20 protein-coding genes are annotated in these 21,684 nt (G+C 69.8%); 8 read left to right on the top strand and 12 right to left on the bottom strand.

What is annotated here, in order from left to right:
• The first annotated feature begins 1 nt into the window (after position 1).
• Genes AB0L64_RS22185 through AB0L64_RS22175 form a run of 3 tightly spaced genes read left to right on the top strand, consistent with a single transcriptional unit; the run spans position 2 to position 2,102 of the window.
• Entirely contained in the window at positions 2 to 1,018 is a 1,017-nt protein-coding gene (locus tag AB0L64_RS22185; RefSeq protein ID WP_363712777.1) for a M48 family metallopeptidase, read from the top strand.
• Complete coding sequence (locus AB0L64_RS22180) at positions 1,015 to 1,626, top strand: TMEM175 family protein (protein ID WP_359940832.1); 612 nt, start codon at positions 1,015 to 1,017, stop codon at positions 1,624 to 1,626. The genes AB0L64_RS22185 and AB0L64_RS22180 overlap by 4 nt, the downstream gene beginning before the upstream one ends.
• On the top strand, positions 1,623 to 2,102 hold the full coding sequence (locus AB0L64_RS22175; protein WP_363712774.1) for a GNAT family N-acetyltransferase: 480 nt from the start codon (positions 1,623 to 1,625) through the stop codon (positions 2,100 to 2,102). Before AB0L64_RS22180 ends, AB0L64_RS22175 begins: the two co-directional genes overlap by 4 nt.
• Positions 2,103 to 2,164: 62 nt before the next feature.
• Here the strand turns inward: AB0L64_RS22175 and AB0L64_RS22170 are convergent, their stop codons facing one another.
• Both AB0L64_RS22170 and AB0L64_RS22165 read right to left on the bottom strand, forming a co-directional pair.
• Entirely contained in the window at positions 2,165 to 3,733 is a 1,569-nt protein-coding gene (locus tag AB0L64_RS22170; protein ID WP_363712772.1) for an MFS transporter, read from the bottom strand.
• Between the two features lie 59 nt (positions 3,734 to 3,792).
• A complete protein-coding gene (locus AB0L64_RS22165) occupies positions 3,793 to 4,389 on the bottom strand; it encodes a TetR-like C-terminal domain-containing protein (protein WP_355482157.1) in 597 nt (198 codons plus the stop codon).
• 233 nt (positions 4,390 to 4,622) lie between these two features.
• Here AB0L64_RS22165 and AB0L64_RS22160 point away from each other — a divergent pair, with 233 nt between their 5' ends.
• Positions 4,623 to 5,045: a hypothetical protein gene (locus tag AB0L64_RS22160; protein ID WP_363712769.1), complete on the top strand. Its 423-nt coding sequence runs from the start codon at positions 4,623 to 4,625 to the stop codon at positions 5,043 to 5,045.
• Between the two features lie 61 nt (positions 5,046 to 5,106).
• Here AB0L64_RS22160 and AB0L64_RS22155 read toward each other — a convergent pair whose 3' ends face one another.
• Positions 5,107 to 5,358, bottom strand: coding sequence for a DUF4229 domain-containing protein (locus AB0L64_RS22155; RefSeq protein WP_363712767.1), 252 nt, complete (start codon positions 5,356 to 5,358; stop codon positions 5,107 to 5,109).
• 113 nt (positions 5,359 to 5,471) lie between these two features.
• Between AB0L64_RS22155 and AB0L64_RS22150 the strand changes: the two genes are divergently transcribed.
• Positions 5,472 to 6,212: a hypothetical protein gene (locus tag AB0L64_RS22150; protein WP_363712765.1), complete on the top strand. Its 741-nt coding sequence runs from the start codon at positions 5,472 to 5,474 to the stop codon at positions 6,210 to 6,212.
• Positions 6,212 to 6,463: a hypothetical protein gene (locus AB0L64_RS22145; protein WP_363712763.1), complete on the top strand. Its 252-nt coding sequence runs from the start codon at positions 6,212 to 6,214 to the stop codon at positions 6,461 to 6,463. The genes AB0L64_RS22150 and AB0L64_RS22145 overlap by 1 nt, the downstream gene beginning before the upstream one ends.
• A 7-nt stretch (positions 6,464 to 6,470) precedes the next feature.
• Here AB0L64_RS22145 and ccsB read toward each other — a convergent pair whose 3' ends face one another.
• The 6 genes from ccsB to hemL are packed head-to-tail and all read right to left on the bottom strand — an operon-like array spanning position 6,471 to position 12,307.
• Entirely contained in the window at positions 6,471 to 7,442 is a 972-nt protein-coding gene (gene ccsB / locus AB0L64_RS22140) for a c-type cytochrome biogenesis protein CcsB (RefSeq protein ID WP_363712761.1), read from the bottom strand.
• The gene (locus tag AB0L64_RS22135; protein ID WP_363712759.1) at positions 7,439 to 9,010 is read right to left on the bottom strand and encodes a cytochrome c biogenesis protein ResB; all 1,572 of its coding nucleotides are present in this window, start codon (positions 9,008 to 9,010) and stop codon (positions 7,439 to 7,441) included. The genes ccsB and AB0L64_RS22135 overlap by 4 nt, the downstream gene beginning before the upstream one ends.
• A 1-nt stretch (position 9,011) precedes the next feature.
• Positions 9,012 to 9,755, bottom strand: a complete 744-nt coding sequence (locus AB0L64_RS22130) for a cytochrome c biogenesis protein CcdA (RefSeq protein ID WP_359940811.1) — start codon at positions 9,753 to 9,755, stop codon at positions 9,012 to 9,014.
• Positions 9,755 to 10,321: a TlpA disulfide reductase family protein gene (locus AB0L64_RS22125; protein ID WP_363712757.1), complete on the bottom strand. Its 567-nt coding sequence runs from the start codon at positions 10,319 to 10,321 to the stop codon at positions 9,755 to 9,757. The genes AB0L64_RS22130 and AB0L64_RS22125 overlap by 1 nt, the downstream gene beginning before the upstream one ends.
• Positions 10,321 to 10,944 carry a histidine phosphatase family protein gene (locus AB0L64_RS22120; RefSeq protein WP_359941051.1) on the bottom strand — a complete coding sequence of 208 codons (624 nt, stop codon included), beginning with the start codon at positions 10,942 to 10,944 and terminating at the stop codon, positions 10,321 to 10,323. The genes AB0L64_RS22125 and AB0L64_RS22120 overlap by 1 nt, the downstream gene beginning before the upstream one ends.
• Before the next feature lie 37 nt (positions 10,945 to 10,981).
• The gene (gene hemL, locus AB0L64_RS22115) at positions 10,982 to 12,307 is read right to left on the bottom strand and encodes a glutamate-1-semialdehyde 2,1-aminomutase (RefSeq protein ID WP_363712755.1); all 1,326 of its coding nucleotides are present in this window, start codon (positions 12,305 to 12,307) and stop codon (positions 10,982 to 10,984) included.
• A 266-nt stretch (positions 12,308 to 12,573) separates the two neighbouring features.
• Between hemL and AB0L64_RS22110 the strand changes: the two genes are divergently transcribed.
• The gene (locus AB0L64_RS22110) at positions 12,574 to 13,941 is read left to right on the top strand and encodes a lytic murein transglycosylase (protein ID WP_363712753.1); all 1,368 of its coding nucleotides are present in this window, start codon (positions 12,574 to 12,576) and stop codon (positions 13,939 to 13,941) included.
• Between the two features lie 100 nt (positions 13,942 to 14,041).
• On the opposite strand, the gene AB0L64_RS22105 is transcribed toward AB0L64_RS22110, so the two are convergent.
• The 3 genes from AB0L64_RS22105 to AB0L64_RS22095 all read right to left on the bottom strand — a co-directional run bounded on the left by AB0L64_RS22105 (position 14,042) and on the right by AB0L64_RS22095 (position 20,833).
• Complete coding sequence (locus AB0L64_RS22105) at positions 14,042 to 17,689, bottom strand: S8 family serine peptidase (RefSeq protein WP_363712751.1); 3,648 nt, start codon at positions 17,687 to 17,689, stop codon at positions 14,042 to 14,044.
• Between the two features lie 253 nt (positions 17,690 to 17,942).
• Complete coding sequence (locus AB0L64_RS22100) at positions 17,943 to 18,905, bottom strand: LLM class F420-dependent oxidoreductase (protein WP_359940796.1); 963 nt, start codon at positions 18,903 to 18,905, stop codon at positions 17,943 to 17,945.
• A gap of 86 nt (positions 18,906 to 18,991) precedes the next feature.
• Positions 18,992 to 20,833, bottom strand: a complete 1,842-nt coding sequence (locus AB0L64_RS22095; protein WP_363712748.1) for a hypothetical protein — start codon at positions 20,831 to 20,833, stop codon at positions 18,992 to 18,994.
• 119 nt (positions 20,834 to 20,952) lie between these two features.
• On the opposite strand from AB0L64_RS22095, the gene AB0L64_RS22090 reads away from it, so the two are divergent.
• Entirely contained in the window at positions 20,953 to 21,594 is a 642-nt protein-coding gene (locus AB0L64_RS22090; RefSeq protein WP_363712746.1) for a hypothetical protein, read from the top strand.
• Positions 21,595 to 21,684 lie beyond the last annotated feature (90 nt).

Genomic DNA, 21,684 nt, shown 5'->3' with positions numbered 1-21,684 from the left:
GATGACCGAGAACAGTGATCGGCCGACGCGGCAGCGGGTGACGTTGACCGACATCAGCTCGCGGGCGTGGGAGCACCCGGCGGACCGGGGTGCGCTGGTCGCGCTGCGGCAGCTGAAGGGCTTCGACTACGTCCTGCGCAAGATGTCGGGGATGATCAACGAGCGGGCGTTCCGGCTGCAGTTCCTGGGTGGCGCGATCCGGGTCGACGAGCGGCAGTTCCCGACCGTGCACCGGCTCTTCACCGAGGCGGCCTCCACGCTCGACGTCCGCCAGCTCCCCGAGCTGTACATCACCAACAGCCCGATCTGGAACGCGGTCACGATCGGCATGGACAAGCCGTTCATCGTGGTGAACAGCGCTCTGATCAAGGGCCTGGACGAGGAGGAGCTGCGGTTCGTCCTCGGTCACGAGCTCGGCCACGCGCAGAGCGGGCACGCGCTGTACCAGTCGCTGCTGCTCTGGCTGATGCGCCTGACCGGCGCCGTCGGCTGGATGCCGATCGGCGCGCTCGGTCTCCGTGCGATCATCGCCGCGCTGCACGAATGGCACCGCAAGGCGGAACTCTCCGGCGATCGGGCGGGTCTGCTCGCGGTCCAGGACCCGGCGGTCGCGCTGCGTGTCCAGATGAAGCTCGCCAGCGGCGGTCAGCTCGACGAACTCGACACCACCACGTTCCTCGCCCAGGGCACGGAGTACGAGAGCGCCGGCGACCTGCGCGACAGCGTGCTGAAGCTGCTGCTGCTCGAGGCGCAGTCACATCCGATGGCCGTCATCCGGGCGCATGAGCTGCGCCGCTGGGTCGACGAGGGCGAGTACACGACGATCGTCTCCGGCGACTACCCGAAGCGGCAGGGCGACGCCGACGCGTCGATCTCGCAGGAGGCGAAGAACGCCGCCAAGTCGTACACCGACGCGTTCAACCGCTCGCAGGACCCGCTGGCCAAGTTCCTCCGCGACCTCGGCGACGGCCTGGGCGGCGTCCGCGACTGGGTGTCGTCGAAGTTCCCGCCCCGGTGACGGGGCCGGTGCTGAAGACCGCTCGTCTGGAAGCGTTCAGCGACGGAGTGTTCGCGATCGCGATCACCCTGCTGGTGATCGAGATCAAGGTCCCCGAGGACACCTCTCACCTCATGCAGCAGCTGGGCCACCTGTGGCCGTCGTACCTGGGCTATGTCATCAGCTTCCTGGTGATCGGCCTGATCTGGGCGAACCATCACGCGATGTTCGACCACATCGCGAGCGCGGACCGGGCGCTGCTGTTCCTGAACACGATCCTGTTGCTGCTGGTCGCCCTGATCCCGTTCACGGCCGGTGTGTTCGCGTCGGCGTTGCGCAACCACGAGGGCGAGCGGACGGCAGTCGTCCTGTACGGCGCGCTGCTCGTCGCCGGCGGCCTGCCGTTCAACGCGATCTGGGAGTACGCGCGCCGCGGTCACCGGCTGCTGGGCGACACGATCAACCCGGACGAGGCTCGCCGGATGAGCCGCCGTTTCCTGCTCGGCCCGTTGCTGTACGGTGCCGGCACGGCGCTCGGCGCGATCCTGCCGATCCTCGGCATCGTCGCGTTCTCGCTGCTCATCCCGTTCTACTGGCTGCCGCCCCTGACCCGACGGAGCAGGACGTGACCGACGTAAGACCCATCGGCCCGGACGACTGGAAGGCGTGGCGCGAGCTCCGGCTCGCCGCGCTCGCGGAGGCGCCGTTCGCCTTCGGTTCGCAGTACGCGGACTGGGTGGACGCCACCGAGGACCGCTGGCGCGAGCGGCTGAGCTCGCCCGGCGCCTATCAGGTGATCGCCTCGATCGACGGTACGCCGGCCGGTATGGCAGGCGGGTTCCCGAGCGCCGACGACACCGCCGAGCTGGTCTCGATGTGGGTCGCGCCCGCGGGCCGCGGCAAGGGCGTCGGCAACGCGCTGATGACCGCGATCGAGGACTGGGCCCGCGGCATCGGCGCCGCGACGCTGAAGCTTTCCGTTGTCCCGGGCAACGACCCGGCGCACAACCTGTACCTGCGGCACGGGTACGTCGACACCGACGAGCCCGGCGACCTGATGGCCGACGGCGTACGCCGGGAACTGGTCATGCGCAAACCGCTGTAGACACAGACGAAGGGCCTGCTTCCCCCCTCCCGGGAAGCAGGCCCTTCGAGTACTGCGGCCGATCAGCCCATGTGGACGGCGTTCTGGCCGTCGGTGGCCAGGTCCTTGTGCTTGATCGACAGGCCGACGAGCGTGATCACGGCCGCGCCCAGCGCCAGGAACGCCGACCAGATGAACGCGCGGGTGAAACCGTGCGTCGTGGCGAGCGCGGTGAACTGGCCCTGCAGCTGCTTGATCTGGTCCGGCGACTGCCCGGACTCGGCCGCCTTCTGCAGGCCCGGGGCCAGCTCGGCGAACTTGTCCTTGATCGCGCTGGTGGAGATCGTGCCCAGCAGCGCCAGGCCGACCGCACCACCGATCTGCTGCACCGTGTTCAGGACGGCGGATCCGACGCCGGAGTCCTCGTTCGCGACGCCGCTGACCGCGGTCAGCGTGAGCGGGACGAAGATCAGGCCCATACCGAACGACAGCACCAGGATGTACGGCAGCAGGTCGGTCAGGTACGACGAGTCGACCTGGAGCCGGCTGAACCCGAACATGCCGGCCGCGACGAACACGCCACCGGCGCCGGAGATCCAGCGCGGATCGACCCGCGCCACCAGCGTCGATGCGACCTGCGCGGCGACCACGATGCCGAAGCTGAACGGCAGGAACGACAGACCGGTCTTGATCGCGCTGTAGCCCATGATCGACTGCACGAAGATGCCCAGGAAGTAGAACATCGAGAACATCGCCGCGCCGACGATCAGCATCACGAAGAAGCTCACGCCGCGGGTCCGGTTCGCGAGGATCCGGAACGGCATCAGCGCGTGCTTCGAGCGCGCCTCGATCCCGAGGAACGTCCCGATCAGCGCCAGGCCGGCGAAGATGAAGACGAGCGTCCAGGTGTCGCCCCAGCCTTCGGTGGCGGCGTGCGTCAGGCCGTAGACCAGCGAGGTGAGACCGAGCGTTCCGGTGATCGCGCCCGGCAGGTCGAACTTGCCGGTCTGCCGCTCCGACTCCCCCAGGAACCGGAACGCGGCCACGGCCACCAGCAGACCGATCGGCGTGTTGATGAAGAACGTCCAGCGCCAGTCGGCCTCGGTCAGCGCGCCGCCGAGGATCAGCCCGATCGCCGCTCCGGCGCCGGACATCGCGGCGTAGACCCCCATCGCGCGGTTGCGCTCCTTGCCGGCCGGGAACGTGGTGGTGATCAGTGCCAGCGCGTTCGGCGACGCGGCCGCGGCCGCAACGCCTTGCAGGATCCGGCTGGCCAGCAGGACGCCCTCGCTCTGGGCGATACCGCCGACGAACGACGCCAGACCGAACAGCACGACGCCGAACACGAACACCTTGCGGCGGCCGACGATGTCACCGATCCGGCCGCCGAGCAGCAGCAGACCGCCGAACGCCAGCGCGTAGGCGTTGACCACCCACGGCAGCGACGCGTCGCTGAAGCCCAGCTCGTTCTTGATGTGCGGCAGCGCGATGTTCACGATGGTGCCGTCCAGCACCACCATCAGCTGCGCCATGCAGATCAGCGCGAGCGCGATGCCGAGGTTGCGATGGCCGTGCGCGTTGGCTCCGGTCGCCGCCACAGCGTCGACCGGCCGGCCGTCCGGCGGATCGGCGTTGATGACTTCTTCGGACATGAGTGTTTCCCCTCTTGGGCAGACTTGCCTGGTTGAATCGCGGACCGGCCCCTCACCGGTCAGCTCACCTGCGACCCCCGCGCCGCAGGCAGGATCACGTTGTCGATCACTCGGAGGATCAGGTCGTCGGTCGGCTCGACGCCGAGGATGTAGGCGTGGTGGATGATCACCGCGGGCAGCGTCACCGACAGCAGGGCGACGTCGACGTCCGGCGCGATCTCGCCGCGCTGGACGGCACGCTCGTACACCTTGTTGGTCAGCTCGTTGCGGGGCGCCAGGAAGCGCTCCCGGAAGGCCTTCTGCAGGTCGGCGTCGCGATGCAGCGCGGTGAGCAGGCCGGCCACCACCGACATCGGCATCTCGTCGGTGAAACCGCCGTCGCCGCACGCCATCGAGACCAGGTCGCCGCGGAGGCTGCCGGTGTCGACGTCCTCCGGCATCGGGCAGCCCTTCGCCCGGCTGATCGCGTCCACGACCAGCTCCGCCTTGGTGGACCAGCGCCGGTACAGCGTGGCCTTGCTGGCCTTCGCCGCCGTCGCCACCGCATCCATGGTCAGCCGGTCGTAGCCGAGCTCGGCCACCACCGCGACGGTCGCGTCGAGGATCTCCTCCTCCCGACCGCCTTCGACCCGCGGCCGCTGGCGCACCACATCCACAGTCATCACCCTGAGTAGCTACAAGAACACCGATAGAACGAAACGGTTTCGTTTCATCCACCACGTTACGACTCATGTGAAGGAATGCACAAACGATTTTCCCCGAAATTCACCAGTGGCGTAAATCACTCTGCGTACCAGTGCTCGACTGGTACGCAGAGGCGCCCGGGCGCGTCGGGGCCGTGTCAGGGCGCGGACAGACCGGTGTCAGCCGGGACCGCGATGGTCTTCCCATGACGAACAACAGCACTTCCTCGATCAGCCTGACCGACAACGACAAGCTCACCCTCGCCACCGCCGCGCACGGCGCGATCACGCTCATCACCGCGGCCGGCGTGAAGTCGGCCGGCAAGGTCGCCGTCGCCGGCGCCCTCGCCCTGTCCGCCGCGACCGGCCCGGTCGGGCACGCGCTCGCCGAGAAGCAGAAGAGCGTGAAACTCAAGGGCAAGTCCACCGCTGAACTCGCCGACACGGTACTGCCGGCGCTGACCGCGTCCATGAGCCTGCTTCAGCAGCAGGATCAGACCGAGGCCGCCAACTTCCGCAGCACCGTCCTCACCGCGGTCGAGGCGGGCGCCCGCGCCGAGCGCGGCGGGACCGGACCGGCCATGACCGAGATGATCCGCAAGATCACCGAAGCCCTCGACGCGGTATGACCCACCCGCGGATGCCGGCGGCGATCCTGCCGCCGGCGCCACCGCACAAGTCAGCGGGCGGTCAGTCGTCGTCCTCGGCCGAGCGGGCCTGCTCGAGGCGGGTGGAGATCTTCGTGGCGCGGGTCTCGATCTTGCCGGCCAGCCGGTCGCGGGCGGCCCGGAGGACGAAGATCGACAGGATCGACGAGAGGATCAGGGCGATCAGCAGCAAGGGAAAGACGGTCAGCCAGTTGTGCAACGCGAACCACAGCACCGCGAAGCAGATGGCGAACAGCGCGGCCCGCAGGCCGGTGTAGATGGCGAATTCCTTCACAGCGATCCCTTTCCTCGCCTCACAGCATCACACACCCGCCGACCTCGCCTCGACGACCCCCACCCTGACTACAATCCGAGATCGAATGACTACACATCGTGAAAGAGGTGGGCATGATGCGTCTTGCCGTGGTCGTCGGCGCCGTCGCGCTGGCAGTGGCTCCGGTTCCGGCCGCGGCAGTCCCGGCAGGCGACCCGGTGTACGAATACGCGGTGGCTCACCCACTCGACCTCGCCGGTCTCGACCGGGTCTCCCGGCAACACACCGGAGCAGGTATCGAGGTGCAGTTGAACGGCCTCGCCAAGCCCGTGACCGGCACGGCGGCGCAAGAGATCCTCGACCGGCGCTGGGCGGCACGGAAGGCGGGCAAGAACCCGGCGGACAACCTCAGTGTCGGTTTCGTCTGGGTCGGCACCGTCGCCCGCGGGATCTGGGACTTCCGGGACGGATTCGTCGGTGGCGTACGGCCCGAGGACCTCTCGAGCGTGCAACTGTCGCTCGGCTGCACCCGGATCAAGCAGACGATCACCCGCACCTACGACTACACCAACGAGCAGACTCCGAATGCGGCGTACCTGTATCACGGTGGCCTGGGGACCAACGCGCCGATCAGTGCCGTGAAGGACGCGACCTCGGGCCACAAGATGGTCACCGACCACGGTGTGACCGACGTGATCCTCACCCGGCCCCGGGGCTGCTCCAAGCACGGTCACGGCGCGCAGTACACCTACGAGCACAACCAGGGTCAGTCCGGCTTCAGCGCCTCGGCCGGGTGGGGCTTCCTCAGCGTCAGCTACAGCGGCAGCGGGGTCCACTTCCAGAAGGGCACCGACCCCTCCTACAAGACCTTCTGATGCTGGGCGTCACAGCAACACTCGCGCTGGTCGGCACATTGCTGACGCCGTCCGCCTCCGACTGGATCACCGACTGCCAGTACGGCACCTATCAGAACAGGGCGAGCAACCGCCTGACCTGGAAGTACCCGTTCCCCGGGACCAAGCGGCCGGCTCCTCCGCTCGAGTGCGGCCGTGGGGTGATGGTGCAGTACGACGATGCCGGCGGGAGTGTCGTCGGGCGCTATCAGACCGGCGTGATCTGCTGGTAGCCCCGGCTCAGAGCCCGGAGTAGGCGTGGAAGCCGGACAGCAGCAGGTTGACGCCGACGAAGTTGAACAGGAAGACGACCCACCCGGCGATCGCCACCCAGGCGGCGCGGCGGCCGCGCCAGCCCGCCGTCGCGCGGGCGTGCAGGTACGCCGCGTAGACCACCCAGGTCACCAGCGACCAGACCTCTTTCGGGTCCCAGCCCCAGGCGCGGCCCCAGGCGTAGTACGCCCAGATCGGCCCGGCGACGAGGACGCCGAAGGTCCAGATCGGGAACGAGAACGCGTGCACCTTGTAGGCGACCGCGTCGATCGACTCGGCGGACGGGACCCGGCGCAGCGCGGCCGGCATCGGCTTGCCGTCGACGGCCCGGGACTCGGCCCTGGACTTGATCAGGTAGAGCACGGAGGCCAGCCCGCCCAGCGTGAACCCGCCGCCGGCGATCGCCGCCGCGGACACGTGGATCACCAGCCAGTACGAGTGCAGCGCCGGCAGCAGGTCACCGGCCGGGACGTAGAACGCCAGGACGGCGATGCCGAGCGCGGCGGTGATGACGAAGGTGACTCCGAGACCGAGCCACTGCAGCCGCTGACGCTTGAGCAGTGCGAGGTACACGATCGCGACCGCCAGCGACGCCGTGATGGAGAACTCGTACATGTTGCCCCACGGCACCCGCCCGGCGGCCAGTCCGCGGGTCAGCACACCGCCGGCGTGCAGCGCGAAGGCCAGCACGGTCAGCAGGATGCCGATCCGGCTCGCCTGGTCGCCACGCACCGACGATTCGTCCGCGCCGGCATCGGCCGGGGCGTCCGGAACCTCCCCGCCGTCCGCGGCGACCAGCACCTTCGCCTCGGCGTCCTTCTTCACCACCCGCAGGCCGCTCGCCCATTCCACCGCGTGCGCGAGCATCGCGAGCCCGTAGATGATCGTCGCGGTCGGGATCAGCAGATTCGACAGCGATGCCAGGGTGGACGGGTTCATACCTGCTCCTGCTTCTTCAGGCTCTTCACGATCGCGCCGATCTCGTCACCGAGTCCACGCTCCAGCCCCCGGTCGAGACCGGCGACCTCGACAACGGTACGCCCGTCCTCGTCGCGGACCCGTACCCAGGTACGGCGCGGGTGCACGAACAGCGAACCCATCAGGCCGAGGATCGCCAACAGGATGCCCCCCAGCGCCAGGTTCTTGCCGGGCGTGTCGCTGATCTGCAGCTTCACCCAGCGGCTGTAGCCGTCGAACGTGAGCGACCCGGCCTTGTCGGGGAGCGGGACGCTCTGCCCGGGGGCGAGCTGGAACCGCCACTTGTCACCGTTCTGGGTGAACTGCGTCAGCTTCGTCTTGTCCAGCTGGTACACCGACTCCGGCTTCCCGGTCTCGGGCTGCGGGCGGCCGTAGTACCCGGTCATCACCAGCGCCGGGTTCAGGTCGTCGGGGAACATCGACACCGGCCCCTGCTGGCCGATGACGGCCGTGGGCAGGAAGAAGCCCTCGAACCCGAGGGTCGCCGGTCGCGCGTCCGGCGCCTTGATCACGCCGAACGACGAGAAGTTGGCGTCCTGCGGCAGGAACGGCGCCGGACCGGAGAACGCCACGTTGCCCTGCCCGTCGCGGACCGTCACTCGCGGCGCGTACCCGTGACCGAGCAGGAAGACGTCGCTGCCGTCGACCCGGAGCGGGTGGTTGACCTCGAGGAGGTACGGCTTCTCGGGCGCGTCCGGCGTCTCCTGGTACGTCAGCTGCGCCTTGAACTCGCGCGCCGCGCCCTTCTGCGGACCGTCCTCCTGGAACTTCGCCTCGAAGTCCTTGACGGTCAGCGAGAACGGCGGCAGGTCGTCGTCACCGCTGAACGCGCGACCGGGCGTGAAGTCGTCGTACTGCGCGACGGAGTTGGAGAAACCGTTGCCCACGACAACCAGCACGGTGCCGCGGTAGCCGAACAGCGATCCCCAGGCGACCCCGACCAGCGCCAGGATCAGCGAGAAGTGGAAGAGCAGGTTGCCCGCCTCGCGCAGGTAGCCGCGCTCCGCACCGACCGCGCCGTCGTAGGCCTGCACCCGGAAACGGCGCTTGCGCAGCTCGCGGGTCGCGACCTCGAGGACGTCGCCGGCCTCGGGGATCTCGAAGCGCTCGTAGCCGGGCAGGCGGTTCAGGTTCCGCGGCGGCTTCGGCGGCCGCGCCCGCAGACCCCTCAGGTAGACCGACAGCCGCGGGACGACGCAGCCGATCAGCGAGATGAACAGCAACAGGTAGATCGCCGAGAACCACGCCGACTTGTAGACGTCGAACAGGCCGAGCTTGTCGTACAGCGGGCCGAGCTTCGGGTGCGCGGCGAGGAAGTCCGACACCTTGATCGGGTCGATCGGCGTCTGCGGGATCAGCGATCCCGGCACCGCGCCGAGCGCCAGCAGGAACAGCAGCACCAGCGCCGTCTTCATCGACGTCAGCTGCCGCCACATCCAGCGCAGCCAGCCGATCAGGCCGAGCGCGGGCGGGGTTCCCGGCTCCTCGGGGCCGGAGGCGGCCGCGATGCGGTCCTTCACTTCCGACATGTCAGACCGCCGATCCGAAGTTGGCGACCCACTGCCGCAGGTCCGCGGTCATCGCATCCCACACTCCCGTCAGCAGCAGCAGTCCCACCGCGATCATCAGTACGCCGCCGATCCGGATCACCAGCAGCTGGTGCTTGCGGACCCACGCGACCGCGGCCAGCATCCGGCGGAACGCCAGTGCCGCCACGATGAACGGGATCCCCAGGCCGAGGCTGAACACCAGCGCGAGCGCAGCGCCGCGGCCGGTACTGCCCTCGGTCGTGGCCAGCGTCATCACGGTCCCGAGCGTCGGCCCGATACACGGCGTCCACCCGAAGCCGAACAGTACGCCGAGCAGCGGCGCCGCGGCGATCCCGACTGCGGGCACCCGGTGCACCCGCAGATCCTTCTGCAGGAACCCGAACCCGCCGAGGAAGACCAGCCCCAGGACGATGGTCAGCGCGCCGAGCACCTTCGTGATCGTCGCCTGATGGTCGATCAGCAGGTCGCCCGCGGTCCCGAACACCACGCCGGTGAGGATGAACACCGCGGAGAAGCCTGCCACGAACAACGCCGTACCGGCGAGCATCCGGCCGCGCTTCTCGGAGCCGAGCTCGGCCGCGGACAGGCCGGTGACGTAGGAGAGGTAGCCGGGCAGCAGCGGTACGACGCACGGTGAGAAGAACGAGATCGCACCTGCCAGCACCGCGATCGGCAGTGCGACCAGCATCGAACCCGTCATCGAGTCGGCGAACCACTGTCCCATCAGGCTGCGTCTTTCACCATTCCCAGAAGCGTCTGCTTCGTGACTTCACCGACGACGCGGCCGGCGACCTTGCCGGACTTGTCGATCACCAGCGTGGTCGGGATCGCGGCCGGCGAGATCTGGCCGCGGAACCGCAGCAGCGCCTTGCCGTTCGGGTCGTAGATGCTCGGGAACGGTACGCCGAACTCCTGGACGAACTTCTTCGCCGGGGCCTTGTCCAGGTCGCGGGTGTTCAACCCGATGAACTGCACCGAGGGCCCCAGCTCCTTCGAGGCCGCCACCAGATCAGGAGCCTCCTTGCGGCACGGCGGGCACCACGAACCCCACACGTTGAGGACGACCACCTTGCCGACCTGGTCCGACAGGGTCCAGGTCTTGCCGTCCAGGGTCTGACCGGTGAGCTGCGGCGCGGGCTTCCGGTCGCTCGCGGCGAACATCGACACGTTGCCGTTGCCGCTGACGAATCCGGACTGGCCCTCGCGGTTCTGCGCCGACTGCTGCCCCGACGAGCAGGCGGTCACCGCCAGCAGCAGACCGGCGACCAGCACGACGACGCGACGACGCATCAGGCCCCTCCGACGAACTTCTTCGGGTTCTTCACCGGGAGCAGGTCCTTGGCCGGCTCGGAGTACCCGACCGAGACGATCTCCTCGCCGTGGAACGTGAACGAGGTCAGGCTGGCCAGGCTGCACTGCCGCTTGCGCGGGTCGTGCAGCATCCGGCGGCCCTCGATCGCGGACCGGACGATCCAGATCGGCAGCTGGTGCGACACGATCAGCGCCTCGTGGCCCGCGGCCTTCTGCCGGGCGGTCTCGATCGCGTCCCGCATCCGGCGGACGAGCTGGTTGTACGGTTCGCCCCAGGACGGCTTCCACGGGTTCCGCAGCAGCCACCAGGCGCTCGGCTGCCGCAGCGCGCCGTCACCGACGCCGAACTTCTTGCCCTCGAACAGGTTCGCCGCCTCGATCACCCGCTCGTCGATGTCCGGCGTGATCCCGAACACCTCGGCAATCGGCCGCATCGTCTCCTGGGCCCGCTCCAGCGGCGAGCTGACCAGGTGCACGATGTCGCGCCCCTTGACGTGCTCGGCCACCCGCTCGGCCATCGCCCGGCCGAGCTCGGACAGGTGGAAGTCGGGGATCCGGCCGTAGAGCACGCCGGTCGGGTTGTGCACCTCGCCGTGACGCATCAGGTGCACGACCGTCGTTTCGGTCACCGCTGTCCCTTCACTCTCGTACGGCGGCTGCCGCGCGGGCTGCCGGTGCCAGGGCGGACTCGAGCTCGGTGAGCGCGTCGTCGTCGATCGCCGCGCTCACGAACCAGGCCTCGAACGCGCTCGGTGGCAGGTAGACACCGGCGTCCAGCATGGCATGGAAGAACGCCGTGAACCGGGGCAGCACCTGGGCGTTGGCCCCGGCGAAGTCCCGGATCTCGGCAGGTCCCTCCGAGGACTCCACGAAGAAGACGCTGAAGAGGTTCCCGGCCGCCGAGATGACGTGCGGCACACCTTCCTTGTCCAGCGCGGTCGACACCAGCCGCTGGATGGTCAGCGAGGTCTCGTCGAGCTTGGCGTACACCTCGTCGGTGGCCAGCCGCAGCGTGGTCAGGCCGGCGGTGGTGGCGATCGGGTTCCCGGACAACGTGCCGGCCTGGTAGACCGAGCCCTCCGGCGCCAGGTGCGCCATCACGTCGGCGCGGCCGCCGAACGCCGCGGCCGGAAAACCGCCGCCCATCACCTTTCCGAACGTCATCAGATCCGGCTGCACGCCGTCGATGCCGTACCAGCCGGAGCGGGTGATCCGAAAGCCGGTCATGACCTCGTCGGAAATGAAGAGGGCACCGTTTTCCTTGCAGATCCGCGCGAGGAAAGCGTTGAAGTTGTCGCGCGGCGGAACGACGCCCATGTTGCCCGGCGACGCCTCGGTGATCACGGCCGCGATCTGCTCGCCGTACTCGGAAAACGCTGCAGTGACGGCCGCCTGGTCGTTGTACGGCAGCACGATGGTGTCGGCCGTGGTCGCCTCGGTGACGCCCGGCGTCCCGGGGATGCCCAGCGTCAGGACGCCGGAACCGGCCTGAGCCAGCAGCGCGTCTACATGGCCGTGGTAGCAGCCGGCGAACTTCACGATCTTGGCGCGCCCGGTGAACCCGCGGGCCAGCCGGAGCGCGGACATCGTCGCCTCGGTCCCGGACGACACCAGCCGGACCTTGTCGACCGGCGTCCGCGCGACGATCTCCTCGCCGAGCAGGACCTCGGTCTCGGTCGGCGTGCCGTACGACGTCCCGCGGCCGACGGCGGCCTGGACGGCGGCGATCACCTCGGGATGCGCGTGGCCGAGCAGCAGCGGGCCCCAGGAGGAGACCAGGTCGAGGTAGCGGTTGCCGTCGACATCGGTCATGTGACATCCGTCACCGGAGGCCATGAAACGCGGCACGCCGCCGACGGCGCGGAACGCGCGGACGGGAGAGTTGACCCCGCCCGGCGTCACGGCGGAGGCCCTGTCGAAGAGCGCGGCGGACTGTTCTGTGTGGTCGGGCCCAAGGTCACTCACCGGGCCATTCTCCCCGACCGGGCGAACGGCCCGGCGGGCAGGGCCGGGCCAATTCCTGGTACCGATCGTTCCCAAGGGGTTCACAGGCGCTTTGTTACGCGCCAGTATGGGTACCCGGTCACCGCACGTACACGGCCTACTTCCGACGCGTAACCCACGCAACGGGGCGGACGTTAGACCTATGACGACGGGCAACCGACAACGACACAAAGACTGTCCGCAGCGTGGGGCCGGGCTGGTCGATGAGTCACGGAGGGGACTAATCGATGGCGAAGGGCAAGCGCCGCGCCACGGGTAGCGGGTGGCGTCAGGTGGCGCCGCTGATCCCGTTGGCGCTGTTCGCGAGCGCGTTCACCGTCAGCGCCACGGACGACCCGGCGATCGCGACCGCGTCGCTGGAGAACGGCCTGTCCGGCGGCAGCCCGGTCGTCGTACCGAAGCAGCCGGTCCGCGAGCCGGCCAACGTGCCGGTGCCGGGCGTGGTCGGCCATGGCGTCGACCCCGGCGAGCAGCCGACCCAGGTGGTCTCGGGTCTGTCCCGCAACGGCATCCCGAACGCCGCGCTGAAGGCGTACTCGCGGGCCCAGCAGGTGCTCGCCCAGGTGGACCCGTCGTGCCACCTGCCGTGGACGCTGGTGGCCGCGATCGGCCGCGTCGAGTCCAACCACGGCCGCTTCGGCGGCAACGCGCTGAACGCGCAGGGCGTCGCGATCCCGGGTATCTTCGGCCCGCGGCTGGACGGCTCGTCCGGCATGGCCCGGATCTCGGACACCGACGCGGGCTCGTTCGACGGTGACGGCGCGTTCGACCGCGCGGTCGGGCCGATGCAGTTCATCCCCGGCACCTGGCGGGCGATGGGCGTGGACGGCGACGGCGACGGCGTGCGGAACCCGCAGGACATCGACGACGCGGCCATGTCGACCGGGGTGTACCTGTGCTCCGGCAAGACCGACCTCGCCGACGCGAGCGACCTGAACGCCGCGATCCTGCGCTACAACCACTCCCAGCAGTACGTCGACCTGGTGACGAGCATCGCCAAGGCGTACGCCGGCGGCAGCTGGATCGCGGTCGGCGACGGCACCGCGGGTGACGACGTCGACGAGGCCGGCGACCAGATCGGCGACTCGACGATCGACGCGCCGTCCGACAAGGACCTGCCGCAGGCGATCGACATCCCGACGCCGACGGCCACGCCGACCCCGACACTGACCGACGGCCGCGGCGGCACCCGCGAGACGACCCGGCCGACCGCCGAGCCGACCGCGACGCCGAGCAGCCGGCCGACCGCGACGCCGACGTCGAAGCCGTCGCCCTCGAAGCCGACGACGGCCAAGCCGACGGTTCCGACCACCACGACCACGACCACGACGCCGGGGCTCACCAGCCTCACCACGGCCGTCGGCGTGATCGTCGGCACGGTCGGCAGCACGCTGCAGGAGCTGCAGAAGGCCACGACGTACTGCCAGAGCGAGATGGCGAAGGTGACGATCACCAAGCCGACCCAGGCGCAGCTGCAGAAGTGCGTGACTGCCTACCAGACCGGTGGCGCGAAGGCTGTCGACCAGGTCATCCGCGGTCTCCTGTCCGCCCTCGGACTGCTGGGCATCCTGGGCGGAGGCATCCTCGGCAGCTGAACCTCACCGGACCGGCGCGCCTGCCCCCACCCCTCCCTAGGCGCGCCCCTGGCGACGCCACGAAGCAATCCCCCCGCTTCGTGGCGTCGCCTTTTAACGTTCAGCTCGCCCAGGCCCGGTCGATCGTCTGGGTGATGCTGTTGCCGATCAGGTCCGTCGAGGTCACCCGGAGACTCGGGTACGCGCCGGCCGGGACCTGCGTCCGCACGGTGCCGATCCCGCGCAGCGCCAGCTTCGTCCAGGTCTTCCCGTCGTACGAGATCTCGGCTGTCGTCCGGAAGACTCCCAGGCCGCGCACACCCGGCTGGTAGCGCGGCGTGAGCTCGAGCCACCCGTTGGTGTGCCTGTAGTCGACCTGGACGAGCGGCAGGACCGCCCGGCTCTTCGACGGCGCCGAGACGAAGTGCCACCGGGTGTGGGTCGACGTGGACGTCTTCGCCCAGCTGTTCGGCCCACGCTTCTGGCCCAGCGTCAGGTCGTACCAGGCCGCCTTGGCGGGGACCGTGAACTGCGCCACCGACCAGTTCTTGCTGCCGAGTTCGACGCCGTTGCTGCTCAGCTTCATGCTCGTCACGTCGCCGCGGTCGCCCCAGCCGAACACCGTCCGGTCGCCGCTGACGTACGGCGGGATCGCGATCCGCAACGCGTTCTCGAACCGCGCCGGCGGCCAGCCCTGCGCCTCGTCACTGGAGACGTCCGACAACCCCGGTACGGCGGGCCGCGTCAGCGACTCCCACCAGCCGCGCGTGACCTGCTCGCCCGGCCGGTACGCCCGCGTGATCGTCGACTCGAAGCCGCTCTCGTTCCACTCGCCCGCGGACGTCGTCTCGTCCCACGTGACGCCCTTCTGATCCGTCACCAGATAGTCGGTCCGCTTGACCGCGCCCGCGATCAACCGCGACGAGGTCAGGCCGGTCGCGATCCCGGGCAGGTGCGCGATCCGCTGGTCCCGGTGCAGCCAGAACGCGTCGTTGCGCTGGAAGTCGGTCGTCACGACGGCCGGGCGCATCTTGGCGACGTCGTACATCAGCGCGCCCTTCACGACCGACGGGGCGAGGGCGACGTCGTACCGGTAGGTGCTGTCGAGCAGGCCGGTGAGCTGCAGCGAGACCGGGCCTGCGCTGAGCTGGTTGAGCAACTGCTTGCCCTGCTCGGCGCGCAGCAAGTAGAGGGGGACGCCCTGCTCGGTTCCGGTCGACCAGTAGCCGGGGTCCTCGTTGTAGAGGAACACCACCTTCGCGCCGGCCGCCTTCGCCGCCTTCACCTGTTCGGTGGTCGCGTCGAAGCCGCCCCACCGGATGAGCACGGCCTTGTCCTTGGCGCCGGTCAGCTCGCCCGCCGTGCCGTCGCCGCCGTTGGAGAGCGGCAGCTTCTCGTTCCCGACGTACACGGACCGCTGCGAGCCCTCGGCCGGTGTGGAGAGGCGGGCGCCGTTGACGTCCACGGTCAGCTTCGGCTGCGCGAGGTCCCAGCGCTGCACGACCTGGAAGGTGCCGTTGGCAACCTTTCCGAAGTCCTGCACGTAGACGCCGTCGGCGACCCGGCCGTTGTACGCCCAGCCGGACACCGCGTCGCGGTCGCCGACCTTGCGGTGCCAGGCGACCCCGATGCTCTGCGCCTCGGCCGGTCGCGGCGTCTTGATCGTCACCTTGTGCGCGGTCCGGGCGTCGAACGTGAACGTCCGGTCGCGGTCGATCCACTCGTCCGGATCACCGAGCAGCGTGATCGAGTTCGCCCAGTCCGCCTCGTCGCCGCCGACGGCGTACGCCATCACGCTGTAGCGCCCGGTCGGTACTTCGAGGGTGCGGCTACCGGTCTCGTCGAACGCGATCGCGTTCACGTCGCCGGTGTCCTGGTTCCACAGCTGGACGCCGCTCGCGCCGGCTCTGGTCGTGGCGGGCTGCCCGTCGCGGCCGATCGCCTTCACGGTCACCTGGTTCAGCCGCCCACCGGCCGCGAACCCGAGGCCGGTCCGGTACGCCGTGGTGCCGGCGCGGGCCGTCAGTACGCCCGCGTACTTGGCCGGCTGGGTCTTCGCCAGATCAAGCGTGACGGTCGCGGACGCCGTACCACCGGCGGGGACGGTCAGCCGGGCCGGGCTCACCGTCAGCCCGGCCGCCACCCCCGCCGGAGACTGTGCGGCGACCGACAGCGTCAGCGTCACCGCGCGGTTCGAGTTGTTGCGATAGGCAACGCTACGGGTGACCGGCGCCGGCGCCGCCGGGCCGGTCCAGGACAGGTCGCCGAAGAACAGGTTGGCGGTGTCCGGCAGGACCTTGGGGTCGAGCGCGTTCGGGATGTCGACCCGGCCGAGTCCCTGCTGGTCGGTGCGGGCGCCCGCGGACGGGACGGCCGTCGAGGCCAGCGCGGCCTTCAGCTGCGGACCGGTCCAGTCGGGATGCCGCTGCGCGAGGATCGCCGCGGCGCCGGCGACATGCGGCGTCGCCATCGACGTACCGCTCATCGCCGTGTAGTACTGGCCGAGGACGTGCCCCTGCTCGGTGCCGGCCGCGCGGGCGGCGGCGATCTCCACACCCGGAGCGGTGACCTCGGGCTTGAGCGCGCCGTCACCGAGCCGCGGGCCGCGGCTGGAGAAGGCTGCCAGGCTGTCGTCGCGGTCGACTGCGCCGACGGTCAGCGCCTCGGACGCCGTCCCCGGAGACCCGACGGTTTCCTCTGCGCCCGAGTTGCCGGCCGCGATCACGAACAGCGCGCCGCTCGACTTCGACAGCCGGTCGACGGCCTCGCTCATCGGGTCGGTACCGTCGGACGGCCAGCCGCCGAGGCTCATGCTGACCACCTTGGCGCCCTGCTGGACGGCCCACTCCATCCCGGCGATCGCCTCGGAGTCGTACCCGCCGCCGTTGTTGTCGAGCACTTTGCCGATCAGCAGGTCCGCCCCCGGCGCGACACCCTTCCGGACGCCGCCGGACGCCGTACCGAGGCCCGCGACGATCGACGCGGTGTGCGTGCCGTGGCCGTGCAGGTCCTGGACGGCCTCGTCGGGGACGAAGCTCTCCGACGCGACGACCTGCTTCGCGAGGTCCGGGTGGCCGGCGTCGTACCCGGTGTCGAGCACGGCGACCTTCACGCCGTTGCCGTCGTACCCCTGCTTCCAGGCGGTCGGGGCCCCGATCTGCTTCGTGGAGCGGTCGAGGGTGGCGTGTGTGCGGCCGTCGAGCCAGATCTTGGTCACCTGGCTGCTCTTGAACGTGGTCGGGCCGCTGATGCCGTCCCAGAAGGTCTTAGCGTCGGCCTTCCGTACGGAGACCGCGCTGCTTCCGACGCTGGGCAGCGTACGGCGGAGCGTGGCCGCCGTACTGCGCAACGTCGCGGACCCGGTGATCAGCAGCGGCAACTGGTCGGTGCTCGCGTCGTCGTACCCCTGCGCGGCCAGCTCGGTCAGGTTGAAGAGGCGCTTGTCGAGCCGGCCCGCGGTGAGCAACGGGTACGCATCGGCCGGGACCAGCGTGAGGTCTCCGTCGAACGTGCCGAAGTAGTACGGCTCGTCACCGAGCAGGCGGGCCGACACCTGGCCGTTCGAGCTCGTGGTGAGCTCGGCGACGTCGCCGGTGACCAGCGTGATCCGCTTGCTGCCCGCACCGGGCGTCGCCTGGGCGCCCGGTGCGGACCCGGTGGGTGGACCGGCTGGTGGAGCGGCACTCGCCGTGGTGGTCGTCAGCAGCAGGGAACCGGCGACCACCGCGGCGAGCAGGCCCGTCGCGGTCCGGGACGATCGGGAAAACATAGGTGGACACCTCCCGACAGCCCGACCCACGCGAGGCCGTCGCCGAGAGCCTGACAGTTGCCCTCAGCCCCGGTCCACCACTACCACTGACCTACATCCGCCATGACTGATACCGGCCACCACCCCATTTGCCTGGTGAGCCAGGCGAATGGGGGGTTCCACACCCTGGTTACGGGTGTAGAACCCCCAAGCTGGCTGGTGGGCCAGTCAAATGCGGCCTGGTGCGGCCCGGTGCGGCCTGGTGCGGCTGCGGTCAGGCGAAGCGCTTCGTGATGTTCTCGACGCGCTCCAGCAGGTCGAGGTCGTAGGCGACGCCGGGGACGTAGAAGATCACGTAGTCGGCGCCGGCCTCGAGGACCGCCTCGACCTTGTCGGCGATCTCGTCCTCGGTGGCGATCAGGTTGTCCCGGTCGAACTTCTCCCGGTTCATCGGGCCGAGCGCCTTCTCGGTCGCCTTCTGCGGGTCGTCGCCCTTGTCGATCGGGAACACGTTGAAGTTCGTCGACTTGATGATCTCGTCGTAGTCGCGGCCGACCTTCTGGCAGTGCCCGCGGAGGATGTCCGCCTTCTCCTTGAAGGTCTCCGGGTTGCCGCCGCCGATGTTCGCCGCGTCGGCGTACTGTGCGACCAGCTTCAGCGTGACCTTCGGGCCGCCGCCGCCGATCCAGAAGCTCGGGTGCGGCTTGCGGACGCCCTTCGGCTCGTTGATCGGGGCATCGATCGAGTAGTACTTGCCGTTGTAGACCGGCTTGTCCTCGGTCCACATCTTGTAGATGATCTCGGTCGCCTCGCGGAACGCCGCCATCCGCTGCGGGATGTCGGTCCACTCGTAGCCGTACGCCTTCCACTCGTGCTCGTACCAGCCCGCGCCGATCCCGGCGTACAGGCGGCCGTGGCTGGCGACGTCGACGGTGGAGGCGATCTTCGCGTACAGCGAGGGGTTGCGGTACCCGTTGCAGCCGACCATCTGGCCGATGTTCACCCGCTTGGTGTCGCGGGCCAGCGCCGCGGTGGCGCTCCAGCACTCGAAGGTGGTGTTGTCACTCGGCTCCGGCACCGTGTGGAAGTGGTCGAACAGCCAGATCGAGTCCCAGGACTGCTCGTCGGCGCGCTGGGCGACGGCCGTCATCGCCTCCCACTGCTCGATCGGGTCGGCGATCCCGGCCAGGTCCATCTTCCAGCCCTGCGGTACGAAGACCCCGAAACGTGTAGTCATGCCGCCATCCTTTCCGGGGATGGCGGCATCGGTCCATGACTACGAGTACTGAATTCGTTCTCAATCGGACCACTACAGCTTCTGAATCAGCGCGCGCTCAGCACCCCCGCGCCGAACTCGGCGCCGCTGCGGTGCTTCGCCCGGGCCGCGAGGATCACGTTCAGGGCCACCGGGGCGAGCTTGCCGCCGAACTCCTGCCTGGTCAGGGCCGCGACGCCCGCCGCGGTGGGCGCGCTCGCCGACGTACCGAAGAAGCGGCACGCGCCCTGCACGGTGGTCGGGCAGGTGCCGGAGCCGAAGCCGCCCGCGCCGCTCACGGAGACACCGTCCGACGCCACCCAGTACGGCGCCGGGAACGTCCTCGCCCCCGGGCCGGCGACGCCGCGGCACGGACCCGGCTTGCCACCCGGGCACCGCGTCGTGGTCAGGATCTGCGTCGGGCCCGCCGCGCTGTACGCCTCCACCGGGATGGTGGCCGGGTCGACCGACACGCTGGCGTTGACGGCGCCGGCGCTGGTGGCGAAGCCCAGGTAGTTCGAGTCCGGGTTCATCGAGCCGGCGCGCTCCGGCGGGTCGATCGTCTGGACGCCGGCCGAGAGCGCCCGCCAGCGCAGGTCGAGGATCGGCGGCGTCACGGCCGACGACGTGCCCTGGACGTCGACGACCAGCTTGGCGGGCTGCGCCACACCGGTCGTGTTCTCGTAGATGAACTGCTCGATGGTGTCGCCGACACCGTTCGCCTGGACGCCCGTGCTGGACGCGAGACACGTCGTACCGGCGGCGTCCATCAGGTACAGGTTCAGGTCGGTGAAGCCGCCCTGGCCCGCCGTGGGGTAGACGGCCCGCGGCTCGCTCCACTGCAGCGTCGGCATCACGGTCGCACCGGGCAGCAGGTTGAGGTTGTACGTCGTGTCGGTGCCGCGCAGCTGCACGACGTTGTCAGGTGCGTTCGGGCAGCCGGTGAACGGGCCGGTGGCGCCGTCCGGTCCGCTGCCCGTGCCGATCGCCTTGACCCGCGGCGCGTGCCGGCCGCCGAGGTTGCCGGCCGACGAGCTGACCCAGATGCCGTGCTTGGCGAGGCTCTCCGCCGTCGCCGCGCCGATGCCCTGCTGGAACGCGGGCTCGTCGTCGAGCGCGATGTCCTCGGCGATCATCGTGACGCCGGCGGCGGCCAGCGTGTGGAACGCCTCGACGTACTGCGCGGTCGTGTCCTGCGTGCTGGCGAAGGCGAGCTTCGCGCCCGGCGCCAGGTCGTGGATGATCTCGAGCATGGCGGTGCCCTCGTCGTCCTCGTACGACGCGGCCTGCTGCAGCACCTGGACGTCGGCCGGTAGCTCACCCTGCGCGATCGAGTCGGCGATGTGGTCGACGTCGCCGGAGATCGCGCCGACCTTCTGGCCGCGTCCGGTCAGGCCGCGCGCCTGGGCCAGGTCGGCCTTGTGCAACGCGACGCCCTCGGCGGTGATCGGTCCGACGTCGACGGCCGGGCGCAGCGAGGGCCGCAGCGCGGTCACCCAGCCGAGCGCGGCGACGGCGTCGAGCTTGTCGTACGGCACCGAGGCGGACACGAGCCCGGTGCTCGGCATGTCGACGCCTGGCACCTCCTGGAAGTCGGCAGAGTTCTTCAGGACCGACACGCCCAAGGACGCCAGGTCGGCCCGCTGCTGCGCGGTGACCGGCTGCGCGGCGTACACCTGTACGCCGAGACGCCGGCCGCTCGCGTCGGCGCTCAGTGCGCGCGCCTTCACACCGGTCTGTTTGGCCGCGGCCGCCTTCGCGGCGTCCCGCAACAGCGACGGGACCTTCGCGGATGCACCGGGGCTTGCAGCAGAGCTCTGAGCCGGTCCCGCGGCGGCCGGTGTCACGACTGCGACCACCGCCATCGGGACCATCAGTGCCACGCTGCTCAGGACATAACGGAGCTTCATCGATTCCTCCCCACTCGACGCCGGGCACAACAGTCACCCACCGACGAACCACCTGTCCAGACCTCGCGTCGTACCCGAGCGAAGGAGGCAGGATCATCGACACCACGAAGTTCGATCAGTTGTTCGCCCTCGCCGCCCCGCAGATCAGCGCCGGGACACACCAGCGCGACGAGATCCCGCGCGACGGCGGCCGCTGGCCCGTCAGCGTCGTACTGCGCCCCTCGCCCGGGCCTCTCGCGTACGCCCTCGACGCGCTGACCCAGGAAGCCGCCGAACTGGCCGGGCCGGGTCACTGGCAGACCGGGCAGCTCGGATCAGCCCACTTGACCGTGCGGGCTCTGGAGCCGCGCCGCGAGTTGATCCCGCCCGACGACCCGGCTCTGACCCGCTACCGGTCGGCCCTCGGCCGCGCGGCCGCCCGCAGCCCCTGGCCGATCGGCTTCCGCGTCACCGGCCTCACCCTCACCCCCGGCACCGTCATGGCCTGCGCCGAGCCGGTCGACGCCACCGCCGACACCTTCAGCGATCACCTCACCGCCGAACTCGGCCCCGACGCCTGGCACGAACCCGACCGCCGCGACATCTGGTACCTCAACCTCCTCCACTTCACCGAAGACATCACCCACCCCGAAGACCTGATCACCTGGGTCAAGTCCCGCCGTCACCTCCCGCTCGGCACCACCACCATCCCCACCGCCGACCTGGTCCGCTCCGACCACCACCTCCGACCGCGTCCCCACATGCGCCCGGCGCGCCTGTGAGAGCGCTCTAGTTCCGGAACCGGTGAGGTCTTGACCGCGGAGGGTGGGTGTTTGAGAGTCGGGGCCGGACGTGGGCGTCGGGCCCGGGTT

This window comes from Kribbella sp. NPDC051936, from assembly GCF_040680955.1.
Taxonomy (GTDB): domain Bacteria; phylum Actinomycetota; class Actinomycetes; order Propionibacteriales; family Kribbellaceae; genus Kribbella.
This window is presented reverse-complemented; position numbering and strand designations above follow the sequence as displayed.

What these genes read in the sequence shown, in the direction of transcription:
- AB0L64_RS22185 (WP_363712777.1), top strand. Translation starts at nt 2, where the DNA reads ATGACCGAGAACAGTGATCGGCCGACGCGGCAGCGGGTGACGTTGACC.
- AB0L64_RS22170 (WP_363712772.1), bottom strand. Translation starts at nt 3,733, where the DNA reads ATGTCCGAAGAAGTCATCAACGCCGATCCGCCGGACGGCCGGCCGGTC.
- AB0L64_RS22095 (WP_363712748.1), bottom strand. Translation starts at nt 20,833, where the DNA reads ATGAAGCTCCGTTATGTCCTGAGCAGCGTGGCACTGATGGTCCCGATG.
- AB0L64_RS22110 (WP_363712753.1), top strand. Translation starts at nt 12,574, where the DNA reads ATGGCGAAGGGCAAGCGCCGCGCCACGGGTAGCGGGTGGCGTCAGGTG.
- AB0L64_RS22125 (WP_363712757.1), bottom strand. Translation starts at nt 10,321, where the DNA reads ATGCGTCGTCGCGTCGTCGTGCTGGTCGCCGGTCTGCTGCTGGCGGTG.
- AB0L64_RS22160 (WP_363712769.1), top strand. Translation starts at nt 4,623, where the DNA reads ATGACGAACAACAGCACTTCCTCGATCAGCCTGACCGACAACGACAAG.
- AB0L64_RS22150 (WP_363712765.1), top strand. Translation starts at nt 5,472, where the DNA reads ATGATGCGTCTTGCCGTGGTCGTCGGCGCCGTCGCGCTGGCAGTGGCT.
- AB0L64_RS22145 (WP_363712763.1), top strand. Translation starts at nt 6,212, where the DNA reads ATGCTGGGCGTCACAGCAACACTCGCGCTGGTCGGCACATTGCTGACG.
- AB0L64_RS22130 (WP_359940811.1), bottom strand. Translation starts at nt 9,755, where the DNA reads ATGGGACAGTGGTTCGCCGACTCGATGACGGGTTCGATGCTGGTCGCA.
- AB0L64_RS22100 (WP_359940796.1), bottom strand. Translation starts at nt 18,905, where the DNA reads ATGACTACACGTTTCGGGGTCTTCGTACCGCAGGGCTGGAAGATGGAC.
- ccsB (WP_363712761.1), bottom strand. Translation starts at nt 7,442, where the DNA reads ATGAACCCGTCCACCCTGGCATCGCTGTCGAATCTGCTGATCCCGACC.
- AB0L64_RS22105 (WP_363712751.1), bottom strand. Translation starts at nt 17,689, where the DNA reads ATGTTTTCCCGATCGTCCCGGACCGCGACGGGCCTGCTCGCCGCGGTG.
- AB0L64_RS22135 (WP_363712759.1), bottom strand. Translation starts at nt 9,010, where the DNA reads ATGTCGGAAGTGAAGGACCGCATCGCGGCCGCCTCCGGCCCCGAGGAG.
- AB0L64_RS22120 (WP_359941051.1), bottom strand. Translation starts at nt 10,944, where the DNA reads ATGCGTCACGGCGAGGTGCACAACCCGACCGGCGTGCTCTACGGCCGG.